The sequence below is a fragment of the Agrobacterium sp. fls2-241-TYG-188a genome, from assembly GCF_030209845.1.
This window is the reverse complement of the sequence record NZ_JARVRD010000001.1, coordinates 746,318-764,172: the sequence shown is the minus strand read 5'-3', so window position 1 is coordinate 764,172 and position 17,855 is coordinate 746,318. Positions and strand designations below refer to the sequence as shown.

Annotated in this window: 18 protein-coding genes; 3 read left to right on the top strand and 15 right to left on the bottom strand. The window is 58.0% G+C overall.

Features of this window, described 5'->3' with window-relative positions:
- Positions 1-8: 8 nt before the first annotated feature.
- Genes QRN85_RS03280 through QRN85_RS03270 form a run of 3 tightly spaced genes read left to right on the top strand, consistent with a single transcriptional unit; the run spans position 9 to position 2,244 of the window.
- The gene (locus tag QRN85_RS03280) at positions 9-407 is read left to right on the top strand and encodes a 6-pyruvoyl trahydropterin synthase family protein (RefSeq protein WP_284757212.1); all 399 of its coding nucleotides are present in this window, start codon (positions 9-11) and stop codon (positions 405-407) included.
- Positions 404-1,450 (top strand): glycosyltransferase family 4 protein, encoded by a 1,047-nt coding sequence (locus QRN85_RS03275; protein WP_284757211.1) that lies wholly within the window; start codon positions 404-406, stop codon positions 1,448-1,450. The genes QRN85_RS03280 and QRN85_RS03275 overlap by 4 nt, the downstream gene beginning before the upstream one ends.
- Positions 1,447-2,244, top strand: a complete 798-nt coding sequence (locus QRN85_RS03270) for a class I SAM-dependent methyltransferase (RefSeq protein ID WP_284757210.1) — start codon at positions 1,447-1,449, stop codon at positions 2,242-2,244. Before QRN85_RS03275 ends, QRN85_RS03270 begins: the two co-directional genes overlap by 4 nt.
- Here the strand turns inward: QRN85_RS03270 and QRN85_RS03265 are convergent.
- The 15 genes from QRN85_RS03265 to QRN85_RS03195 all read right to left on the bottom strand — a co-directional run bounded on the left by QRN85_RS03265 (position 2,173) and on the right by QRN85_RS03195 (position 17,760).
- Complete coding sequence (locus QRN85_RS03265; RefSeq protein WP_284757209.1) at positions 2,173-3,006, bottom strand: RibD family protein; 834 nt, start codon at positions 3,004-3,006, stop codon at positions 2,173-2,175. The two genes, QRN85_RS03270 and QRN85_RS03265, sit on opposite strands and share 72 nt — an antisense overlap.
- 12 nt (positions 3,007-3,018) lie before the next feature.
- Positions 3,019-3,552: a cytochrome b gene (locus QRN85_RS03260; RefSeq protein ID WP_284757208.1), complete on the bottom strand. Its 534-nt coding sequence runs from the start codon at positions 3,550-3,552 to the stop codon at positions 3,019-3,021.
- 167 nt (positions 3,553-3,719) lie between these two features.
- The gene (locus QRN85_RS03255; RefSeq protein WP_062587816.1) at positions 3,720-4,445 is read right to left on the bottom strand and encodes an SDR family oxidoreductase; all 726 of its coding nucleotides are present in this window, start codon (positions 4,443-4,445) and stop codon (positions 3,720-3,722) included.
- Between the two features lie 36 nt (positions 4,446-4,481).
- Entirely contained in the window at positions 4,482-6,116 is a 1,635-nt protein-coding gene (locus QRN85_RS03250; protein WP_284757207.1) for an FGGY-family carbohydrate kinase, read from the bottom strand.
- Between the two features lie 66 nt (positions 6,117-6,182).
- Positions 6,183-6,914: an SDR family oxidoreductase gene (locus tag QRN85_RS03245; RefSeq protein WP_284757206.1), complete on the bottom strand. Its 732-nt coding sequence runs from the start codon at positions 6,912-6,914 to the stop codon at positions 6,183-6,185.
- Between the two features lie 39 nt (positions 6,915-6,953).
- Complete coding sequence (locus QRN85_RS03240; protein WP_284757205.1) at positions 6,954-7,940, bottom strand: ABC transporter permease; 987 nt, start codon at positions 7,938-7,940, stop codon at positions 6,954-6,956.
- Positions 7,930-9,432: a sugar ABC transporter ATP-binding protein gene (locus QRN85_RS03235; protein ID WP_284757204.1), complete on the bottom strand. Its 1,503-nt coding sequence runs from the start codon at positions 9,430-9,432 to the stop codon at positions 7,930-7,932. The genes QRN85_RS03240 and QRN85_RS03235 overlap by 11 nt, the downstream gene beginning before the upstream one ends.
- A gap of 71 nt (positions 9,433-9,503) precedes the next feature.
- Entirely contained in the window at positions 9,504-10,415 is a 912-nt protein-coding gene (locus tag QRN85_RS03230; protein WP_062587825.1) for an ABC transporter substrate-binding protein, read from the bottom strand.
- Between the two features lie 107 nt (positions 10,416-10,522).
- On the bottom strand, positions 10,523-11,407 hold the full coding sequence (locus tag QRN85_RS03225) for an AraC family transcriptional regulator (protein ID WP_113098080.1): 885 nt from the start codon (positions 11,405-11,407) through the stop codon (positions 10,523-10,525).
- A 351-nt stretch (positions 11,408-11,758) separates the two neighbouring features.
- Entirely contained in the window at positions 11,759-12,628 is an 870-nt protein-coding gene (locus QRN85_RS03220) for a D-psicose 3-epimerase (RefSeq protein ID WP_284757203.1), read from the bottom strand.
- Positions 12,629-12,705: 77 nt separating this feature from the next.
- Positions 12,706-13,362: a nucleoside triphosphate hydrolase gene (locus tag QRN85_RS03215; RefSeq protein ID WP_284757202.1), complete on the bottom strand. Its 657-nt coding sequence runs from the start codon at positions 13,360-13,362 to the stop codon at positions 12,706-12,708.
- Between the two features lie 53 nt (positions 13,363-13,415).
- On the bottom strand, positions 13,416-14,264 hold the full coding sequence (locus tag QRN85_RS03210; protein ID WP_284757201.1) for a sugar phosphate isomerase/epimerase family protein: 849 nt from the start codon (positions 14,262-14,264) through the stop codon (positions 13,416-13,418).
- Position 14,265: 1 nt separating this feature from the next.
- The gene (locus QRN85_RS03205) at positions 14,266-15,261 is read right to left on the bottom strand and encodes an ABC transporter permease (RefSeq protein WP_284757200.1); all 996 of its coding nucleotides are present in this window, start codon (positions 15,259-15,261) and stop codon (positions 14,266-14,268) included.
- Entirely contained in the window at positions 15,261-16,274 is a 1,014-nt protein-coding gene (locus QRN85_RS03200; RefSeq protein ID WP_284757199.1) for an ABC transporter permease, read from the bottom strand. Before QRN85_RS03200 ends, QRN85_RS03205 begins: the two co-directional genes overlap by 1 nt.
- Positions 16,267-17,760 carry a sugar ABC transporter ATP-binding protein gene (locus QRN85_RS03195; protein ID WP_284757198.1) on the bottom strand — a complete coding sequence of 498 codons (1,494 nt, stop codon included), beginning with the start codon at positions 17,758-17,760 and terminating at the stop codon, positions 16,267-16,269. Before QRN85_RS03195 ends, QRN85_RS03200 begins: the two co-directional genes overlap by 8 nt.
- Positions 17,761-17,855 lie beyond the last annotated feature (95 nt).

Below are 17,855 nucleotides of genomic sequence, written 5' to 3'. Positions count from 1 at the left end.
GAGAGACCATGTTCGCAGTCGAAGTCAGAGATCACATCATGATCGCCCATAGCCTTCCACGCCCCGTTTTCGGCCCGGCCCAAGGTATGCACGGCGCGACCTTCGTCGTTGATGCAGCGTTTTTCACCAAGGATGTGGACGAAGATGGACTTGCGGTGGACATTGGAGCGGCAACGACTGTCCTTTCGGAAGTCCTCAAACCTCTGAACTATCAGAACCTCGACGAACTGGATGTTTTCAAAGGCAAAATCAGCACGACTGAGGTCATCGCCAAGCATATTTTCGACGAGCTTTCCGGAGCCGTGGCAGACAAACGTCTCGGTCCCGGCAGTCACCGGATCGCGCGCATCAAAGTCACGCTGCATGAATCTCACGCTGCACGCGGCTGGTACGAGGCAGACCTTTGAGACCAAATCTCACTCTCGCCTATCCCGGGAACCTGAACCTGAAGACCGGCGGATATGGTTATGACCGGGAAATCGTCAAGGGTCTGAGAGAGCTGGGCTGGAATGTCGAGCTTCTAGCCCTCGGCGAGGGCTTTCCCTCTCCATCGGCTGAGGCGCTTCATGAGGCGGAAGCACGGCTTTCGGCGTTGGAAGACGGCGCCCTCGTCCTGATCGATGGCCTTGCTTTCGGTGTGATGGATGAATGGGCACAGAGAGAAGCGGGGCGGCTTAAAATCGTCGCGCTTGTCCATCACCCTCTTGCCCTTGAGACAGGTTTGACTGAGGCGCAGCAGGCCCCTCTGCGCAGGAGCGAGACAGCGGCGTTGGCCGCCACGCAACACGTCATCGTGACGTCACCGATGACAGCAGGTGAACTGGCGAAGAATTTTGGCGTCGCCGCTGACAAAATTACCGTGGCTGTTCCCGGCACCGTAAAGCCAGCTTCCGAGAGCAAGACGCGGAACGATATTCCGTATATCCTTTCTGTCGGGTCCCTCACCAGACGCAAGGGGCATGACGTTTTCATCGCTGCGCTGAAAAAGCTCGAAGATCTCGAATGGCGCACGACGATTGTCGGTAGTCCGCATCTGGATCCCGCCGTAGCGACTGCCCTTGCCCAGCAGATCGAAGCCGCAAAGCTATCGGACCGCATCATTCTGGCTGGCGAATTTGACGAGCTTGGACCATTCTATACCCAGGCAGACATTTTCGCTTTGGCGAGCCGCTACGAGGGCTATGGCATGGTCTTTGCCGAAGCGTTGGCCTACGGCCTGCCAATCGTTGCCTGCAAGGCAGGTGCGGTGCCGGATGTCGTACCGAGCGACGCGGGAATCTTGGTGCCAGTTGACGACATAGACGCAACAGCAGCTGCCATCCGGACATTGCTGACCGACAGCCAGGAGCGGGCACGTCGCGCGGAGGCCGCAGCGCGCGCGGGCAAGCTGTTACCGAGTTGGGAAGAAACCTCAGAAATCATCTCTAACAGATTGAAAGCATTGGCATGAGTGGCTTCGACAAGGACTGGCTGACACTCAGGGAGCCGGCAGACCGTGACGCGCGATCACTGTCACTCCTGCAGAGCTTTAACAGGTACATATCCTCCGCGCCGCCGCCGCGGACTATCCTGGACATCGGATGCGGGACAGGATCGACCTATCGGACACTCGCCCCTGCATTGCCGGACGCGACCTGGAAGCTTCTCGACTATGAGGCTACCCTGCTGGAAGAAGCAAAACGGCAGATCGGTGAAAAGGACGGCATCGAGTTTCTCTGCCGAAATCTCAATCAGCTGGACGATGCCGTGCTCGATGGTGTGTCAATGGTGACGGCATCGGCTCTCTTTGACCTTTGCTCGGCACAATTTAGCGACCGGTTTGCAGCACAGCTTGTCGGTCGGAACATCGGGCTCTACGCTGCTCTTAATTATGACGGCCAAATGCAGTGGACGGTTCGACACCCCTTCGATGAGCAGGTGGTAGAGGCCTTCAACCGCCATCAGCACTTCGACAAGGGGCTCGGCCCGGCACTTGGCCCAGACGCAACCGACCACCTGTCTTCCCTATTTGAGGCGAGCGGATTTTCCGTTAGCGTGGCCACGAGTCCCTGGCAGCTGCGCGGCGACATGGCCGAACTGCAAATGGCTTTTCTGGCAGGCCTGAAGCGGCCAATCCTCGAGATTGGCAACATCGAAGAGGCGGCATTCAGTGAGTGGCTTGACTTCCGTCTGTCACAGATTGGCAGCGACGATAGCGTATGCATCGTCGGCCATACGGATCTTCTCGCCTTTCCGAACCTCTGACCGGTCCTCCGATTTAAGGCGACAGTCAAACAAAACGTCGCTGCCGAGCGAATAGACCTCGGCGGCGGGTCGGTGGGCGTTGCAGAGTTGGGCTATAGGCGGCAGCGAGATGCCGCAGGGGCCGGACCCGATGATGACAGGTGCGATTGCGACGTGAAGCCGATCGACGAGGTTGGCGTCGATGAAGCGGGCAATTGTCCTTGCGCCACCCTCCACAAGAATGCGTTTCAAGCCCCGCTGGGAAAGACTTTCAAGTATGTCGTTAGGATCAAGACCAGCGGCTCCGCGAGCGAGCTGTACCACATCGGCGCTATGCATCGTTTTTTGCGCGTCATGTCCCTGGATAACGATGACCGGCGCGCCGCCATCGTGGAACAGGCCTTCGTCGCCTGTGAGCTCTCCGCGGCAGTCGATAACGACGCGTGTTGGGCTCGGCCCACTGACCTCCCTCACCGACAATCGGGGGTTATCATTCTGCACGGTGCCAATGCCAACGATGACGGCATCCACCAATGCGCGACAACGATGGAGGTGAGCCAGACCGTCAGGCCCGGATATGTCCCGGGCGTCCCCGCTTGGGGTCGCTACCCGGCCGTCCAGCGATTGACCGACCTGTGCCAGAACAAACCCGCCGCGAGCGGAAGCAACTGGTCCATACAGCGTCATTGCCGCCTCTGCCTCGGTTCTTCTTAGAGCATCCGCGCCATTGCGAATTGAAAGAAGCCGGTTCCAGAGCCTGTCAGTCATGTGAAGATTGCGCATCGACGTCCCAGTCTAGAGAATACGGTAAAGCGTGGTATCCCGGCGGATCACATGGTGAAAGATGACCGCCAACAGGTGTAACGCGAAAAGCACCAAAACGATCCATGCGCTCCACTCATGCATCGTTGACAGAAGCGGAGCTATCTGGGGAGATTTCTCAATCGGGCTCCAGACAGGAAACAAACCGAACCATTGCAATGGAAAGCCGTGGGCGTTGGTGGCGAGAAAGCCCGACACCGGCATTATGATCAGAAACATGTAGATGAGACCGTGGACCGTATGTGCGGCGACGCGCTCGCCAAAACTCCCCTGAATAGGAGGGGCCGGCGCATATAGCCGGGCGCCAACCCTCAGCAGCATGATCCAAAGCACGAGAAAGCCCAGACTTTCATGGACGAGATAAAAATCGAGTTTCACCTCGTCCTTTACGAAGCCGATCATAAGCCCCATCGGCCAGGTCATGAACACCAACAGGGCCACAATCCAGTGAAGAGCCCGTGAGACACCACTATATTTCGGCAACTGGTATGTCGAGTTATCGGCCATCATCTTCCTCCTCCAGGAATTGACGAGCCACATCATACCGGGAGAGGAGACGCTTTACGAGGACGGAAAAGAGCCTTCGGAAATCAGGGCCCTTCTGACGCTTCGATTAATCTGAAGACCTGCAGAACTTTGGCTTCAACCCTTGCTTAGTCTGGCGCATCAGAAGCTCATACGGCCAGGAAGCCACCATCCACGCTCAGAACGGCGCCATTGACCATGGCCATATCTGACGACAGCACAGCGGCGATCGTGCGTGCGACATCGTCTACTTCGGCAAAACGACCGACCGGGTGACGGACCATCATCGGCTGGGATTTTACCGGGTCGCTCCATGCGGCCATGGCGAGTTCGGTGAGTGTTATGGTTGGCGCTACGGCGTTGACGCGGATGCCGTGCGGGCCAAACTCCTTGGCAAGAACGCGGGTCGCCCCCTCCAGACCTGCCTTTGAGGCGGCGTAGCACAGATGTTCGGCAAAGCCACGGTGCCCGGCAATCGACGTGATGTTGACGATGGCACCGCCGCCGCCCGCGGCAACCCGCGCGCGTCCAAATTCCTGGCAGGTGATGAGGGCTGCCCGTAGGTTGATGCCCATGACGGCGTCGTAGCCTGCTTCCGTCATGTCGAAACTGGATTCCAGCACATTGATGCCCGCGCTGTTGATAAGGAAATCCGCCGTTCCGGCCTGTGCCATTGCCCGACGAGTCGCAGCCGGATCGGCAAGATCCACGACCACAGAGCGCCCGCCGATTTCAGCGCGAAGACTGTCGAGATCCGACGCAGTCCGGCTCAGCGCGATGACTTCGGCTCCACGCTCCGCCATGGTTCTGGCGCAGGCGCGACCGATGCCCTTGCCCGCGCCGGTGATGATGACAGATTTGCCTGAAAACTGCATTATATACTCCTCCTGATATGCATGTATTGCAGCGGATTAATGAGAGCCTGCGGTCAAAAGCGGTTCTATGTCGTCCCGCACCTCTCGCGCAATTTCCTGAATTTTGAGGAAGGCCTTGTAGCGTGCTTCATGCAAAGCCCGGACGGGGCCAGAGGCCGGTTCACTTCGACCCGAAACACTGGACATGGCGGGCATTGCGGTTTGCAAATCCGGATATGTTCCCGCAGCAACGGCAGCCAGCATGGCCGAACCCAACAGCACCGGCTCGGGGCATGCGGTTACTTCAACAGGAATTCCGGTTGCATCTGCCAGGATTTGACGGGTGAGCCTGTGAGTGCCGGCACCGCCAGAGACCGAAATGGACGAGATGGACACGCCATGTCTGGCCTGTGTGTCGATGATCTGGCGCAGACCGTAACCAAGGCCGCACAGCCCGGCGACATAGAGTGAGACCAGACTGTCAACACCGGTTTCCATTCCCAGACCCATAACGACAGCACGCGCGGCGGGATCGGCGAAGGGGGCGCGGTTGCCGAGAAACTCCGGAACGACGTTCAACTGTCCCGCAACGAAAGCGGCGTTGGATGGCTCATCGACAGATGCCAGCGCTTTTGCCGCCAGCCACTGCGGCAATCCAAGGCCTTCTTGTCCTGCATTGGTTCTTGCCTTGTCGGCATAGGGGTGGAGGCTGAGCAACTGGTCGATCGCAGCGCCAGCGGCGGACTGGCCACCTTCATTGAGCCACATGCCGGGCACCATGGCGGAGTAGTATGGCCCCCACACGCCGGGAACGGAGACTGGCTCCGTTGTGGTCGTCATCGTGCAGGATGACGTACCAAAGACATAACCCAGGCAGGCAGCGGGATTTTCTGCGCCGCCACGAGCAGCGACGGTACCGATACCGCCAGCATGGGCGTCGATGAGCCCTGCTCCGACGGCGGTGCCGGGGCGCAAGCCCATTGCCATGGCTGCATCATCGTTCAGCCCCGCGCCAAGCGGCGTGCCGGGAGGAACGACACGCGCACCGATCCGCCTGAAGCCATCGGCGGAAAGGTCGCCCAAGCCTATCTTTGCGAAATAGTCTTCGTCCCAGCGGTTCTCATGAGCGAGATAGGTCCATTTGCAGGTGACCGTGCAGGAGGAACGCTCCAGTGCGCCCGTGGACTTCCAGGTCAGGAAGTCCGTGAGGTCGAAGAAATTGCGGGCGCTTGTATAAATCTCCTCCCGGTTCTCCTTGAGCCAAAGGAGTTTGGGTGTCTGCATTTCTGGCGAGATAACGCCGCCGACATAGGACAGAACGGCATGGCCCATCTGGTTGATACGTCGAGCCTGCCCGATGGCCCGATGATCCATCCAGACGATGATATCGCGTTCAGGGTAAGCTTTATCACCCACCCCGCCATTTGCGCCCTCGACCACCAAGGAGCAGGTCGCATCAAAACCAAGGCCGACAACAGAGGCAGCATCAACTCCGGCTGCATCCACGGCGTCGCGAACGGCGGCGCACACCGCATCCCATATCTGAGCGCTCGATTGCTCCACATGGCCGTTGTCGTCACGAAATATCAGGATGTCATGCTTGGCCGAGGCCAACATCGTGCCGGTAGCATCGAAAACGCCAGCCCGGGCAGAGGCTGTGCCGACATCGACGCCAATAAAATATCCACTCATAACATCCTCCTGTTAAACTCGTCGCGCCGTGTCCACAGGACAGGCGCGACGACACTTTCCTCAAGCTTAGACGCGATCAAAATTGGTCGGCAACACCAACATATCGCGGATCGTTACATTGCGATTGCGTGTGAGGATATATTCCACAGCATCAGCGACTTCGCTCGGCTCGATGATGCTGCCGGATTCCTTGGCGGCGCGGAGATTTTCCTCCGGCCAGTCTGCCAGCAGCGCGGATGATACGGGACCCGGCGACACCTGGGAGACGCGTACACCGTGCGGGATCATCTGACGGCGCATCGTCTGCACGAAGCAGGTGATTGCCCATTTGGAGCCAGCATAGACGGGCTCCCAATGGGTTGGAAAATGGCCCGCGATTGAACTTGTGACGATGATGTCGCCCGTCTTGCGTTCGCTCATATGCGGCACGACGGCGTGGACATTCTTCATGACGGCGTTGATGTTGAGGTTCAACATGCGGTCGATTTCTTCTGCCGTCGTTTCGGTGAGATCGCCGCCGATGTAGGTGCCGGCATTGCAGTAGAGAATGTCGATATGATCGACCTTCTCAAGGACCTCAGGAATCATCGCGGCACAGCTTTCGGCATCGAGCAGGTTGGTCACTTGCGGAATGGCATTTTTGCCGAGTTTGGCGGCGAGTTCATTCAGGGCTTTCTCGTTCCAGTCGACCATGACGACGGTGCAGCCATTGGCCAGCAGCTTTTCGGTGGTCGCAAGGCCGATGCCCGAGGCAGCGCCGGTAATGACTGCAATCTTGCCTTCCAGTGATTGGGCCATGTTGGTTCTCCTGTGATTTTGAGGTTGGGAGGTAGTCGATCAGCGCCATTCGCGGGCGATGTAGATGGCGAGAAGGATGATGAAGCCGCGAATAATGTCCTGCAGGTATGGGTTGATCCCCATGAGGTTGAGGCCATTATTGAGGATGCCCAGCAGCACGGCACCGATGAGCGTTCCGAGTATGAGCCCCCGTCCGCCCGCAATTGCGGTGCCGCCGAGAACGACCGCCGCGATGGCGTCGAGTTCAAAGCCCACGCCGGCATTCGGCTGTCCGGACATAAGACGACCAGTCAGAATGATGGCGGCAAGGCCGGCAGTCAGACCGGAGATGACGTAAACGGCAAGCTTGATGCGTCCCGTCTTGACGCCAGACAGTTTCGCAGCCACCTCGTTGCCGCCGATGGCATAGACATGCCGGCCGAAGGCTGTGCGTTCCAGAAGGACCCAGGCCAGCGCGTAGACCAGGACCATGGCGATGACCGGAACTGGGATGATGCCGATACGTCCGACGCCGAACCATGAAATCCAGGAGGGCAAGCCGGAGATCGGATAGCCGCCCGAATAGATCAGGCCCGCGCCGCGGGCAATGCCCATGGTGGCAAGGGTGACGATGATGGCAGGCATACGTCCCCAGGCAACCAGCGCCCCGTTGAACAGTCCCAGCGCGATGGCGAGGCCGACACCCGCAAGCAAACCCACCCAGCCTGGCATACCGAACTTTACCATCAAGCCAGCGGCGATTGTGCCTGCAAGCGCCATGACGGCACCCACGGACAGATCAATGCCTCCGGTCAGGATGACGAAGGTCATGCCGACCGCGAGGATCGCCACGATTGAAACCTGCCTCAGCACATTGAGAATATTTGATACGGAAAAGAAGTTATCCGAGGCAAAACCCATCAGCAGCGAAACCATGATCAGTCCTGCCAATGGCAAGGCCAGCGGCGAGTGAATGATGGATTTCCAGACGGGCGTCGCGGCCTGTTGCGCTTGCGCGCCGGTGATAGCGTCAGCATCATGCGACATGTTGTGTCCTCCCGGTTGTTGCGTGGGTCATCACCGTCTCGGAGGTGATCGCGTCGCCTTCCACGGTGGCGACAATGCCTCCCGAGCGGAAAACGCAGACCCTGTCAGACATGCCGATCACTTCCGGCAGCTCCGACGAAATCATGATGATGGAATGGCCCTGCGCGGTGAACTCGCGCATCAGCTGGTAAATCTCGGTTTTGGCGCCGACATCGATACCGCGTGTCGGCTCATCGAAAATCAGTACCTTCATGTTGTGGTTGATCCAGCGCGCAATCACGACCTTTTGCTGATTGCCGCCTGAGAGCGTGTCGACCCGCACATGCGGGTGCGGCGCCTTCACACGGACGCTTTGCATCGCAGCGCGGGTGTCACTCAATTCGCGGCGGCGGTTGATGAAGAAGTGGCCGAGGAGATATTTGCCGTAATTGTTGAGCGAGACGTTTTGGAGGATGGGAAAGCTTGTAATAAGCCCCTGTTCCTTTCTGCTTTCCGGCAGCAAACCAATACCGGCGGCGAGAGCCTCCGAAGGATCGGCAAAGCGTATCTCGACTCCATTCATTCGCAGCTTGCAACGCGCTGCCGGATAAGCGCCCAGCATGGCGAGTGCCGTTTCCGTCCGCCCTGATCCCACAAGCCCGGAAAAGCCAAGAATTTCTCCCTGCCGGAGTTTAAAGCTGGACACGGGGCCACCTTTGGCAAGTTGAACCTCCTCGACATCAAGGACGGTCTTGGCCTCAGCGGGAATGACCGGCTTGGGCGGAAAACTGTTTTCGATCCGGCGTCCCACCATCATCTCGACAAGCCGCGACTGGTCCACGTCAGCGACATCGCAGGAGGCGACATATTCGCCGTCGCGGAGCACCGTGATGCGGTCGCAAATCTCGAATATTTCCTCCAGATGGTGCGAGATGAAAATGATGGAAACACCCTGGGCACGAAGGCTTCTCATGACACGGAAGAGGTGCTCTACCTCCGTCGGTGTCAGCGTTGCCGTTGGTTCGTCAAGCACAAGAATGCGTGCATCCAGCGCCAGTGCCTTTGCGATCTCGACAAATTGCTGCTCAGCGACGGAAAGGTTGCGAATGGGAACGCCGAGCGGAATCGTGATGCCAAGCTGCTTCATGATTTCGCCAGCACGCTTGCGCATGGCAGCGCGCTTCATGAAGCCCATACCATTGCAGAGTTCGCGCGCGAGAAACATGTTCTCGACCGCATTGAGGTAGGGAACCAGCGAAAACTCCTGGAAAACCACGCCGATACCAGCATTGATGGCCTCGTTGTAATCGGCAAACTGGCGCTTCTCTCCTTCGATCCAGATCTCGCCTTCGCTGGGCTTGAGAATGCCGCACAGGATCTTCGTCAGCGTTGACTTGCCAGCGCCGTTCTCGCCCAGAAGCGCATGAACCTCGCCCGCGTTCACCGTCAGATCGACACCGTGCAGGACCTCGATTTTGCCGAAGCTTTTCTTGATGCCTCTCAGTTCGAGCATTGTTTCCTCCAGCAATTACATGGACAAGCATCGCCCCCGCCCAAAGGCGAGGGAGATGCAGGCGAAGCCGCTTACCAGCTGAAGCCGGCAGCGTTTTCCTTGGTGACGGGGCGCACATCGATAGGAACTTCTTTTGGCACGACGCGGGCACCCCATTTCTGGGCTAGCGCCATGGCGAGGCCGACACGCACTTGGTCACGTGGGAACTGCGCCGTGGTCTGGACGAATGGCGTGCCCTCAGCGATGGCCTGTACTGCCTCCGGGGCACCATCGACGGACGTCAGCTTGACATCACGACCAGCCCCCTGGATTGCCGCAAGAGCACCCATTGCGCCGCCGTCATTGACGGAGAAGATGCCCTTGAGGTTTGGACGCGACTGCAGCATGTTCTCGACCACGCCGAGCGCGACCGAGCGATCCTGACGACCGTTCTGCGTATCGACCAGCTTGATGCCCTTGAATTCCGCAAGAGCTTCCTTGCAACCTTCGACACGCTGCAGAATTGGCACGACGGGAATACCATCGAGGATGGCGACCTCGCCCTCGCCGTTTATTGCCTTGCCGAGCGCCTGGCACGACTGGTAACCGGCATCCTTGTTCTTGGACCCAACAAACGTATCGACGGGGCCGTTTGCGTTGGCATCAACGGCAACGACAATCACATTTTGTGCCTTGGCGGCCTGCACGGCGGCTTCGACGCCAGCTGAGTCAGTGGGGTTGATAAGGAGAATGTCGATCTTCTGTTGCAACATGTCCTCGACATCGGAGATCTGCTTTGCAACGTCGTGTGCAGCGTCGGTGACGATCACCTCAGCACCGATGGCCTTTGCGGCTTCGTCCAGAGCTTCTTTCATGGACACGAAATAAGGATTGTTCATTTCCTGAAAGGTCATGCCAATCTTGAGTTTGGCGTCCTGCGCAAGAGCCGAACTTGCAGCTAAAGTCGCGACGGCAATCGACAAAGCGGTCAATGTCTTTTTCATCCCGGTTTCCTCCCTGTGGACGACGACAGGCAAAGCCTGTCCGTTTCCGGAAAGCACCATGCCTCCCGAATTGATGATCCCCGCGGTGGGGTATGGTTGAGGCTCGCTTATCCGGTGGCTCTAAAGGCCTCGTTGGCGTTGAAAGTGGCGCGGAATTGCGAAGGCGGCATTCCCTTCAGCTTCTGGAAATGCCTGTTGAAATTAGACAGGTTGGAAAAGCCGATTTCGTAGCAAATTTCGGCAATCTTCACCTCGGGTCGCGTCAGCAGCGCAAGGCACGCCAGATCGACCCGCAACTGGTTGCGGTAACGGACCAGCGTCGTACCGGTATGGCGCTTGAATGCCCGTGAGAATGAACTTGGACTGCGTCCCACCATCTCGGCCAGATCGCGCTCATCGATATCGTCGGTCAGATGTTCGCGCAGATAGGCAATCGCGCGGTTGACGCCGCCCTCATTGATGTTGGAAAGATCCAGTTCGTAACTCAAGCTGGCCAAAACTTCCGGTTCAGGCGCAGTTGCCAGCACATCGAGAATTTCCCAAAACAGCGCCAGACGTTTGAGACCGCGCGTTTCAATCAACGTCTCTATCAAGGGCCGCACCGTATCGCTTGTGCCCTTGTCGAATAGCAAACCCCGACGGCTGCGCTCCAGAAGCGGAACCACCGCCTCCATCTCCGCCATGCCGGCAATGCTATCTTCCACGAATTTTTGCGGGAACTGGATGACCAGCGAGCGAGCAGGTACGACTTCGCCCGGTTCGATGTCTGAGATCCAGTTCTGCGGCAGGTTCGGACCGGTGACGATCAACTGTCCCGGCTCGAAGCGACCGATATGATCGCCGATATAAAATCGACCCGATGTCGCAACGACCAGATGGATTTCATATTCGGGGTGGTAGTGCCAGCGGACGGTCCGAAATGGATAGCCGTGCGTCCACGCTGCGAAGGATTCGCCTTTGCGGATATGAACGAGTTCCAGATCGGGTTGCACAGCGTCTCCTCCTACCGAGCGCGAAATCCAGCTATCCAAAACTGCAAACCTCCGATTTTGCAGTTTTTGTCAGCACGGGGATATTAAGCACTGATATTGCTACGCATCTACATCAACGCTGAATTTAAGCTGATACTTTTTTGACGATTGAATGCGCAAGAACTTCCAGCGAAGTCCGCAAGCCATGCAGGGAATTTGCTGCGCGCAGCGCGAATTCTGACATTGCCAACAAGGCCTTATCTCGGTGCCGTTGGCTGTCGGGGAGCACGTATTTGTGAAGGTATTCGCCGCAATTGGCGGCCCGGTGTAACGGTGGCGACTTGCCCCACCGTTACAGTTTTTGTCCAGATGTCAGTGACCGAGCACGAAGCGGGAGAAGGCGAGCGAGTTTCTCGCATCCTCATCCATCTGCGCCTCGTCAGCGCCATTGCTGAGATCTCGCCAGACCCGGATATCTGAACCGATGGTGCCGCCTGTCTTGACGAAGGGTTCCATGACGACAGCGCCGGTATAGTTGATCTCGCGAAGCGCTGTACCGATTTCATGCCAAGGCATTCTGCCTGTGCCCGGTACACGACGGTTGCTTTCGCCGGTGTGGAAATGGCCAAGCAAAGGCCCTGCGGTGCGGATCGCATCGCCGAAGCTGTCTTCCTCGATGTTCATATGGAAGGTGTCGAGCATGACCTTGACGTTGGACTTGCCAACATCCTTCACGAAAGCGACGCCCTCGGCAGCGGTGTTGAGAACGTGGTTTTCAAAGCGGTTGAGGACTTCGATGCACAGATTGATGCCGAGATTGTTGGCGAAGTCGGCAATGCCGTGAATGCCTTCCACGCCGCGTGCACGATCACCAACCTTATCGACGGGCTGTGAATAATCGACCGGCCAATAGGAATGCAGCGCGCCGCCAATCGTCTTGATGTCGAGCTTGGCAACATTGGTCAGCGTCTGCTCGAAGAACAATTTGCCTGCCTGACGCACAGCGACGTCTGGCGAAGACAGGTTCTTGCTCTTGGAGGGGCCGATGCCAGCGGTCAGAATAATGCCGTTGTCTTTGGCACTCTGCTTGATCTCGGCCAGTTCCGCATCGCTGTATTCATTGATGTGATGGGCTGCGACTTCGATGATGTCGAAGCCAAGCTTGGCGACCTTTTCCACATAGGGGCCGAACTTGGCGCTCCACTCATGTTCCCAATAGGAGTAATAAATGCCGTGTTTCATGGTAACTTTCTCGATTAACAGATGAGGGATAAGCTATTGAAATGGTTCGGAACGTGTCGTGAGATCACTCGCAGGTTCTAGCCAGCGCCGGGGTTCTTCACCCGCATGTGAGGCTCGTCGCTGCCGGAGATGATCGCGCGACCATTGGGAAGGTCGTTTTCCTCGACTTTCCTGGTGATATCGGCGTCACCAGGCCCAAAGCTGCGCCATCTTTCGCGGAGCCTGCTGCGGAGGTCATCCTCGGCGACATCAACGAAAACAGTGAGATCGAAAATCGGCTTCAGCAGGTTCCACGGCTCCTGCCGTGAGAGCAGGTAATTGCCTTCACACACGATGATGTTGACGGATTGCGCAATCAGTCTGCCGCCAGCGCGGGCGATCTCGATGGAGCGATCAAAGACAGGGACCGCGACCACATCATCCTCATTCGCCTTCAGGCGCTTGAGCGTATGACGCAGGCCATGCGCATCAAACGTATCGATTGCACCCTTGTAAGGCAGGCGACCCATTTCCGTGAGAACTGCATCATCGTAATGGAAGCCATCCATCGGGAAGAGTGCCGCCGAGACGCCGGATTCACCGTTCAGAACCTCCACGACCTGCTCGGCAATCGTTGATTTTCCCGAGCCCGGCGCTCCGGCAATGGCGATCATGAGCCGCCGCCCTTTATTCTCTGCGAATTGCCGGAGTGTGCGTGCTGCAATCTCCCGTGCACTATCTTCTACGCTACTCAATGTGACCTCTTCACAATCCGAAAAACAACGGTAACTGGCGTGCCAACGAAGGCTCAGAATATTCCGTACTGATCCGCCTTGTTGCGCAGGAAGGCGACGCCCTTGTCCAAAACCTCGTCCCTATCGCGCGCGACGGGACGCCAGGTGGAAATGGAGCCTGCCATCTCTGCCTGCATGGTAACGAAGCTCTCAAGCGTCAGCAGGCCCTTGAAGCCGATGGCCGCGAGCGCCGCGAAAATCTCATCCCATGCAATATTGCCGAAGCCCGGCGTGCCGCGATCGCTTTCCGACATGTGCATGTATTTCAGGTGATCGCGCGCAGCGATGATGCCGTTGGCGAGACCCTTCTCTTCCATGTTCATGTGGAATGTATCGAGGTGGACGAAGACGTTATCCAGTCCGATGCGCTCGACCATATCGACCGCCTGTTGGGCCGAATTGATGAGGTGGCTCTCATATCGATTGACGGCCTCGATGCCGAATTGCAGGCCGAGCGTCTTGGCATGGCGAGCCGCAGCGCCAAGCGCGCGGGTCAGATTATCATACTCGCGCTCAGTCGGCGGAAAGCCGGTCCGCTCATTCGTGCCGCCGAAGGTAACACCCGTCAGCGCCACGGCGCCAATTTCAGATGCCTTGTCCAGAGCGGCTGTCAGATGCTCGATTGCAGCGTCGGGGCGAATAGAGGCCCAGGCATGTTCCGGCAGAACCAGAGAGCATGCTGCACCGATCTTATGCTTTTCAAGAAGCGCGCGGCTGTGTTTCGCATCGACGGTAGGGATATCGATTAGCGGTATTTCGATATAATCCTGTCCGCAGCCCGCAGCCCCGGCAATTGCCCGTTCAGCGCCCTCGTGGTCCCACTTGGTCGACCACACCATTGCGTGAATGCCAAAACCCTTCACGTCACACCTTCTTTCTACGAGACAGGAAGTAAGAGGATGCGATTGTGCGTGCCGCCATGACGACGATCATCAACACACCCCAGAGAGCCGTTGCCAGATGCTGGTTGGCACCCATCAGATTGAGGCCCGATGACAGAAGCTGCAGCACGACAAGCGCGACGAAGACCGGCAGCACGCGTCCAAAGCCCCCGAACGGATTGATGCCGCCCAGAAACGCCGCCAGCACCGTGATCAGCAGGTAGGATTCACCGTGGCCTATGCGCACCGAGTTGAAGCGGGCCATCATGATGATACCAGCGACGGCGCACATCATGCCGGACAGCGTATAGACGAGAATGAGGATGCGGCGCGTGTTGAGGCCGGAATAGGCCCCGGCTTCGATGTTTGACCCGATCATCAACAGGCCAAAACCAAGCTTGCTGCGCGTCAATAACACCTGCCAGAGCGCCACACAGGCGATGAAAATGAGGAGCGGCACGGGGACGCCGAGGATCAGGCCATGACCGATTGGGGCGACATATTCGGGAAAGCCGGAGACGTCGCCGCCTCGGGTCAGGAACTCGCCCAGACCGCGCAGGAAGATCATCATGGACAGCGTGATGAGGATCGGATGACCGCGGGTGTAGGCAATCGCCGCGCCGGTCATCAAGCCTGCGGCACCACCGGTCGCAAGTGCGGCTACGAGGGCGAGCGCGAAGGCGCCGGCTGGCGCATCGACGCCGCCATACATCTGAAGCACACCGGCAGCGGCAAGGCCCGACAGGTTGGCCGTGAAGGTAACGGAGAGGTTGATACCGCCAGTCAGAAGCGGCAGCAGCATTGCCAGCGTCAGAAGCCCGAGTTCAGGCAGCTGAAACGCCACCGAACCGAATGTGCCAAGCGACAGGAAATTATCCGCACCCAACCCGAAGATCACCATCACGGCGACGAACGCGATGATCGGTCCGGCCATGTCAGCGCCGAATGCGCTGTTGAATTTCTGGATGAGCGACGACATCAGCGTGCACCCCTCTTCTGAACATTGCCCTTTGAGAAGAAAGGCAGAAGTTTATCGATGCGTGAGGAGGAAAGCGTGATGGCTACGAGGATGATGGCGCCAACGATCATCTTGAAGGCGAAGGGGGACACGCCCATCAGGTTCAGGCCGTTCTGCGTAATCGAAACCATGAGAACGCCGAGAACGCAGCCAATGACGGATCCCTTGCCGCCGCCGAGACGTGCACCGCCGAGAACAGTCGCGGCAAGCACGTCCAGTTCACGGCCATAGAGCGCATTGGGCACGACCTCTTCCGCGTAATGCGCCTGCATCAGCCCGGCAATCCCAGCCATGAGGCCCAACCAACCGAAGGAAATGTAGTGCATGGCGCCGATATTGATGCCGAAGCGACGCGCACCCTCGGGATTATCGCCGAAGGCATAGAGCTGGCGGCCGATCGTGGTGCGGGAAATCATGAACCAGGTGGCGATGCAGCAAAGGATCATCACGACGACGGGTAGCGTCAGTTCCAGCCAGGAGCCATCTGCCATCTCGCGTTCGTAGAAGACGACGCGTGTCGTGAGCCAGTCCGGCAGATTGTAGATGGAAACACCCTTGGTGAAGAACATCAACAGGCCGAAGAAGATGTTGAAGGTGGAAATCGTCGCGACGATGGAGATGATCCGCAGCTTGTAGACGAGCAGCGCATTGATGAGGCCCAGGCCAATGCCGACCGCACCTGCGATGATGAAGCCTTCCGCCCAGTTGCCGCCACCCAGCGCGCCGATGGCAAGAGCCGTGACATATTGCACGACGGACGCAGCGACCGCGAAGGATATGTCGATCCCGCCAGAGATCAGCACGACGAGAAGGCCGACGGCGAAAATGATGTTGACGGATGAGACATTGAGAATGTCGAAAGCGTTGGAGATCGTGAAAAAGCGGTCCGTCGCCAGGGACAGGGCCGCGGACAAAACGATCATCACGGCCAGAAGCGTGAACTCTGTCGTATGGCCCAGCATCAACCTACGCATAGACTGCTCCTTCCAGATCCGTCAGCGACATCTTTCGCGGATCATATGTCGCCTTGATCCGGCGCTCGGCCATATGGATGATGCGATCGGTATTGAAATAGACTTCTGGCGGCTCATCCGAAATCACAATGATCGAAAGACCATCGGCGGCGAGCTTGCGGACGATATCGAAGATGCCTGCCCGTGCACCGACATCAACGCCGACTGTGGGAGCATCGAGGATGAGAAGTTTCGGGCCGATGGCCAACCACTTCGCAATCGCCACGCGCTGCTGGTTGCCGCCAGACAGGGTCCGGATCGGATCTTCCGGCTCGCCGATCTTGACGCCAAGCGCGGAAATCCAGTTAGAAACGACACTCCGCTTCTTCTGAGGCGAGATGAGCCCGGCAGACAGGATGCGATCCAGCGACGCCATAACCAGATTGTCGGCAATGGATTGCGGCTGGTTGAGGCCGAGCGATAGCCGGTCTTCAGAGAGATAGGCTACCCCCGCACGGATCGCGTCGCGATTGGAGCCAAAGCTTACCTTTTCGCCGTTCAGGATGATTTCGCCGGAATGCGGCTTGTGCATTCCAAACAGCGTCAGCGCAAGTTCCGTGCGTCCGGCACCTAAAAGGCCTGTCACGCCCAGCGTTTCGCCGCGTCGCAAGTCAAAGGAAATATCCTCGAATTCATTATTTCGGGAAAGATTGCGCACTGACAGAACGACGGGCTGGTCATCGTGATCAGCAGCCACCACGGCGTTGTCGAAATTCCGTCCGGTCATCAATTCCGTGACACGAGACTGCGTCATGCCTTCTACCGGAAACACGCCGACGAGTTCGCCATCGCGCAACACGGTCATCCGGTCGGAAATCTCAAGGACTTCCGCGAGGCGGTGCGACACGAAGACAACCGCGACGCCTGACGCCGAGAGGTTGCGCACGATGTCGATGAGGTAATCCGTCTCCGATTGCGTCAAGGATGCCGTCGGCTCATCCATGAAGACCAGCCGCGCTTCACCAACCAATGCGCGGGCAATGGCGACGATCTGGCGCTGGGCAATAGGAAGTTCTTTCAGAGGCAGGTGAAGATCGAGCGAAACGCCGAGCCGGGCCAATGCCTTCTCTGCGGCCGCTTCCATGGCGCGCTTGTTCACAAGACCGTATTTGCCGCTGACGGCATATTGGAAGCCGATATTTTCGGCGACCGTCATTTCACCAAACAGCGCCAGATCCTGCCAGATCACCTGAATTCCGAGTGACTGCGCCAGACTTGGCGTCATGGCGGTAATGGGCTGCCCGTCGAAGAAGAACTCCACACCCTCTTCCGGCTTGTAGACGCCGGTGATGATCTTGATGAGCGTGCTTTTGCCGCAACCATTTTCACCGGCAAGGCAGTGCACTTCACCTGGGTTGACTTCGAAGGCAACGCTTTTCAAAGCGCGAACACCACCGAATGTCATCTTGACGTTTTTGAGGGACAGGAGCGGTCCGGCGCTCGTCATGGCAAATCTCTTCGCTCAGCCGCCTTTAAGCGGATGCTGTTGATCAGATGTTGAAAGGGGGCCGCGCCAAACACAGTTGACGCGGCCCAGGCCTT

What these genes read in the sequence shown, in the direction of transcription:
- QRN85_RS03220 (WP_284757203.1), bottom strand. Translation starts at nt 12,628, where the DNA reads ATGAAACACGGCATTTATTACTCCTATTGGGAACATGAGTGGAGCGCC.
- QRN85_RS03250 (WP_284757207.1), bottom strand. Translation starts at nt 6,116, where the DNA reads ATGAGTGGATATTTTATTGGCGTCGATGTCGGCACAGCCTCTGCCCGG.
- QRN85_RS03205 (WP_284757200.1), bottom strand. Translation starts at nt 15,261, where the DNA reads ATGTCGTCGCTCATCCAGAAATTCAACAGCGCATTCGGCGCTGACATG.
- QRN85_RS03280 (WP_284757212.1), top strand. Translation starts at nt 9, where the DNA reads ATGTTCGCAGTCGAAGTCAGAGATCACATCATGATCGCCCATAGCCTT.
- QRN85_RS03265 (WP_284757209.1), bottom strand. Translation starts at nt 3,006, where the DNA reads ATGCGCAATCTTCACATGACTGACAGGCTCTGGAACCGGCTTCTTTCA.
- QRN85_RS03260 (WP_284757208.1), bottom strand. Translation starts at nt 3,552, where the DNA reads ATGGCCGATAACTCGACATACCAGTTGCCGAAATATAGTGGTGTCTCA.
- QRN85_RS03240 (WP_284757205.1), bottom strand. Translation starts at nt 7,940, where the DNA reads ATGTCGCATGATGCTGACGCTATCACCGGCGCGCAAGCGCAACAGGCC.
- QRN85_RS03245 (WP_284757206.1), bottom strand. Translation starts at nt 6,914, where the DNA reads ATGGCCCAATCACTGGAAGGCAAGATTGCAGTCATTACCGGCGCTGCC.
- QRN85_RS03200 (WP_284757199.1), bottom strand. Translation starts at nt 16,274, where the DNA reads ATGCGTAGGTTGATGCTGGGCCATACGACAGAGTTCACGCTTCTGGCC.
- QRN85_RS03235 (WP_284757204.1), bottom strand. Translation starts at nt 9,432, where the DNA reads ATGCTCGAACTGAGAGGCATCAAGAAAAGCTTCGGCAAAATCGAGGTC.
- QRN85_RS03270 (WP_284757210.1), top strand. Translation starts at nt 1,447, where the DNA reads ATGAGTGGCTTCGACAAGGACTGGCTGACACTCAGGGAGCCGGCAGAC.
- QRN85_RS03255 (WP_062587816.1), bottom strand. Translation starts at nt 4,445, where the DNA reads ATGCAGTTTTCAGGCAAATCTGTCATCATCACCGGCGCGGGCAAGGGC.
- QRN85_RS03195 (WP_284757198.1), bottom strand. Translation starts at nt 17,760, where the DNA reads ATGACGAGCGCCGGACCGCTCCTGTCCCTCAAAAACGTCAAGATGACA.
- QRN85_RS03230 (WP_062587825.1), bottom strand. Translation starts at nt 10,415, where the DNA reads ATGAAAAAGACATTGACCGCTTTGTCGATTGCCGTCGCGACTTTAGCT.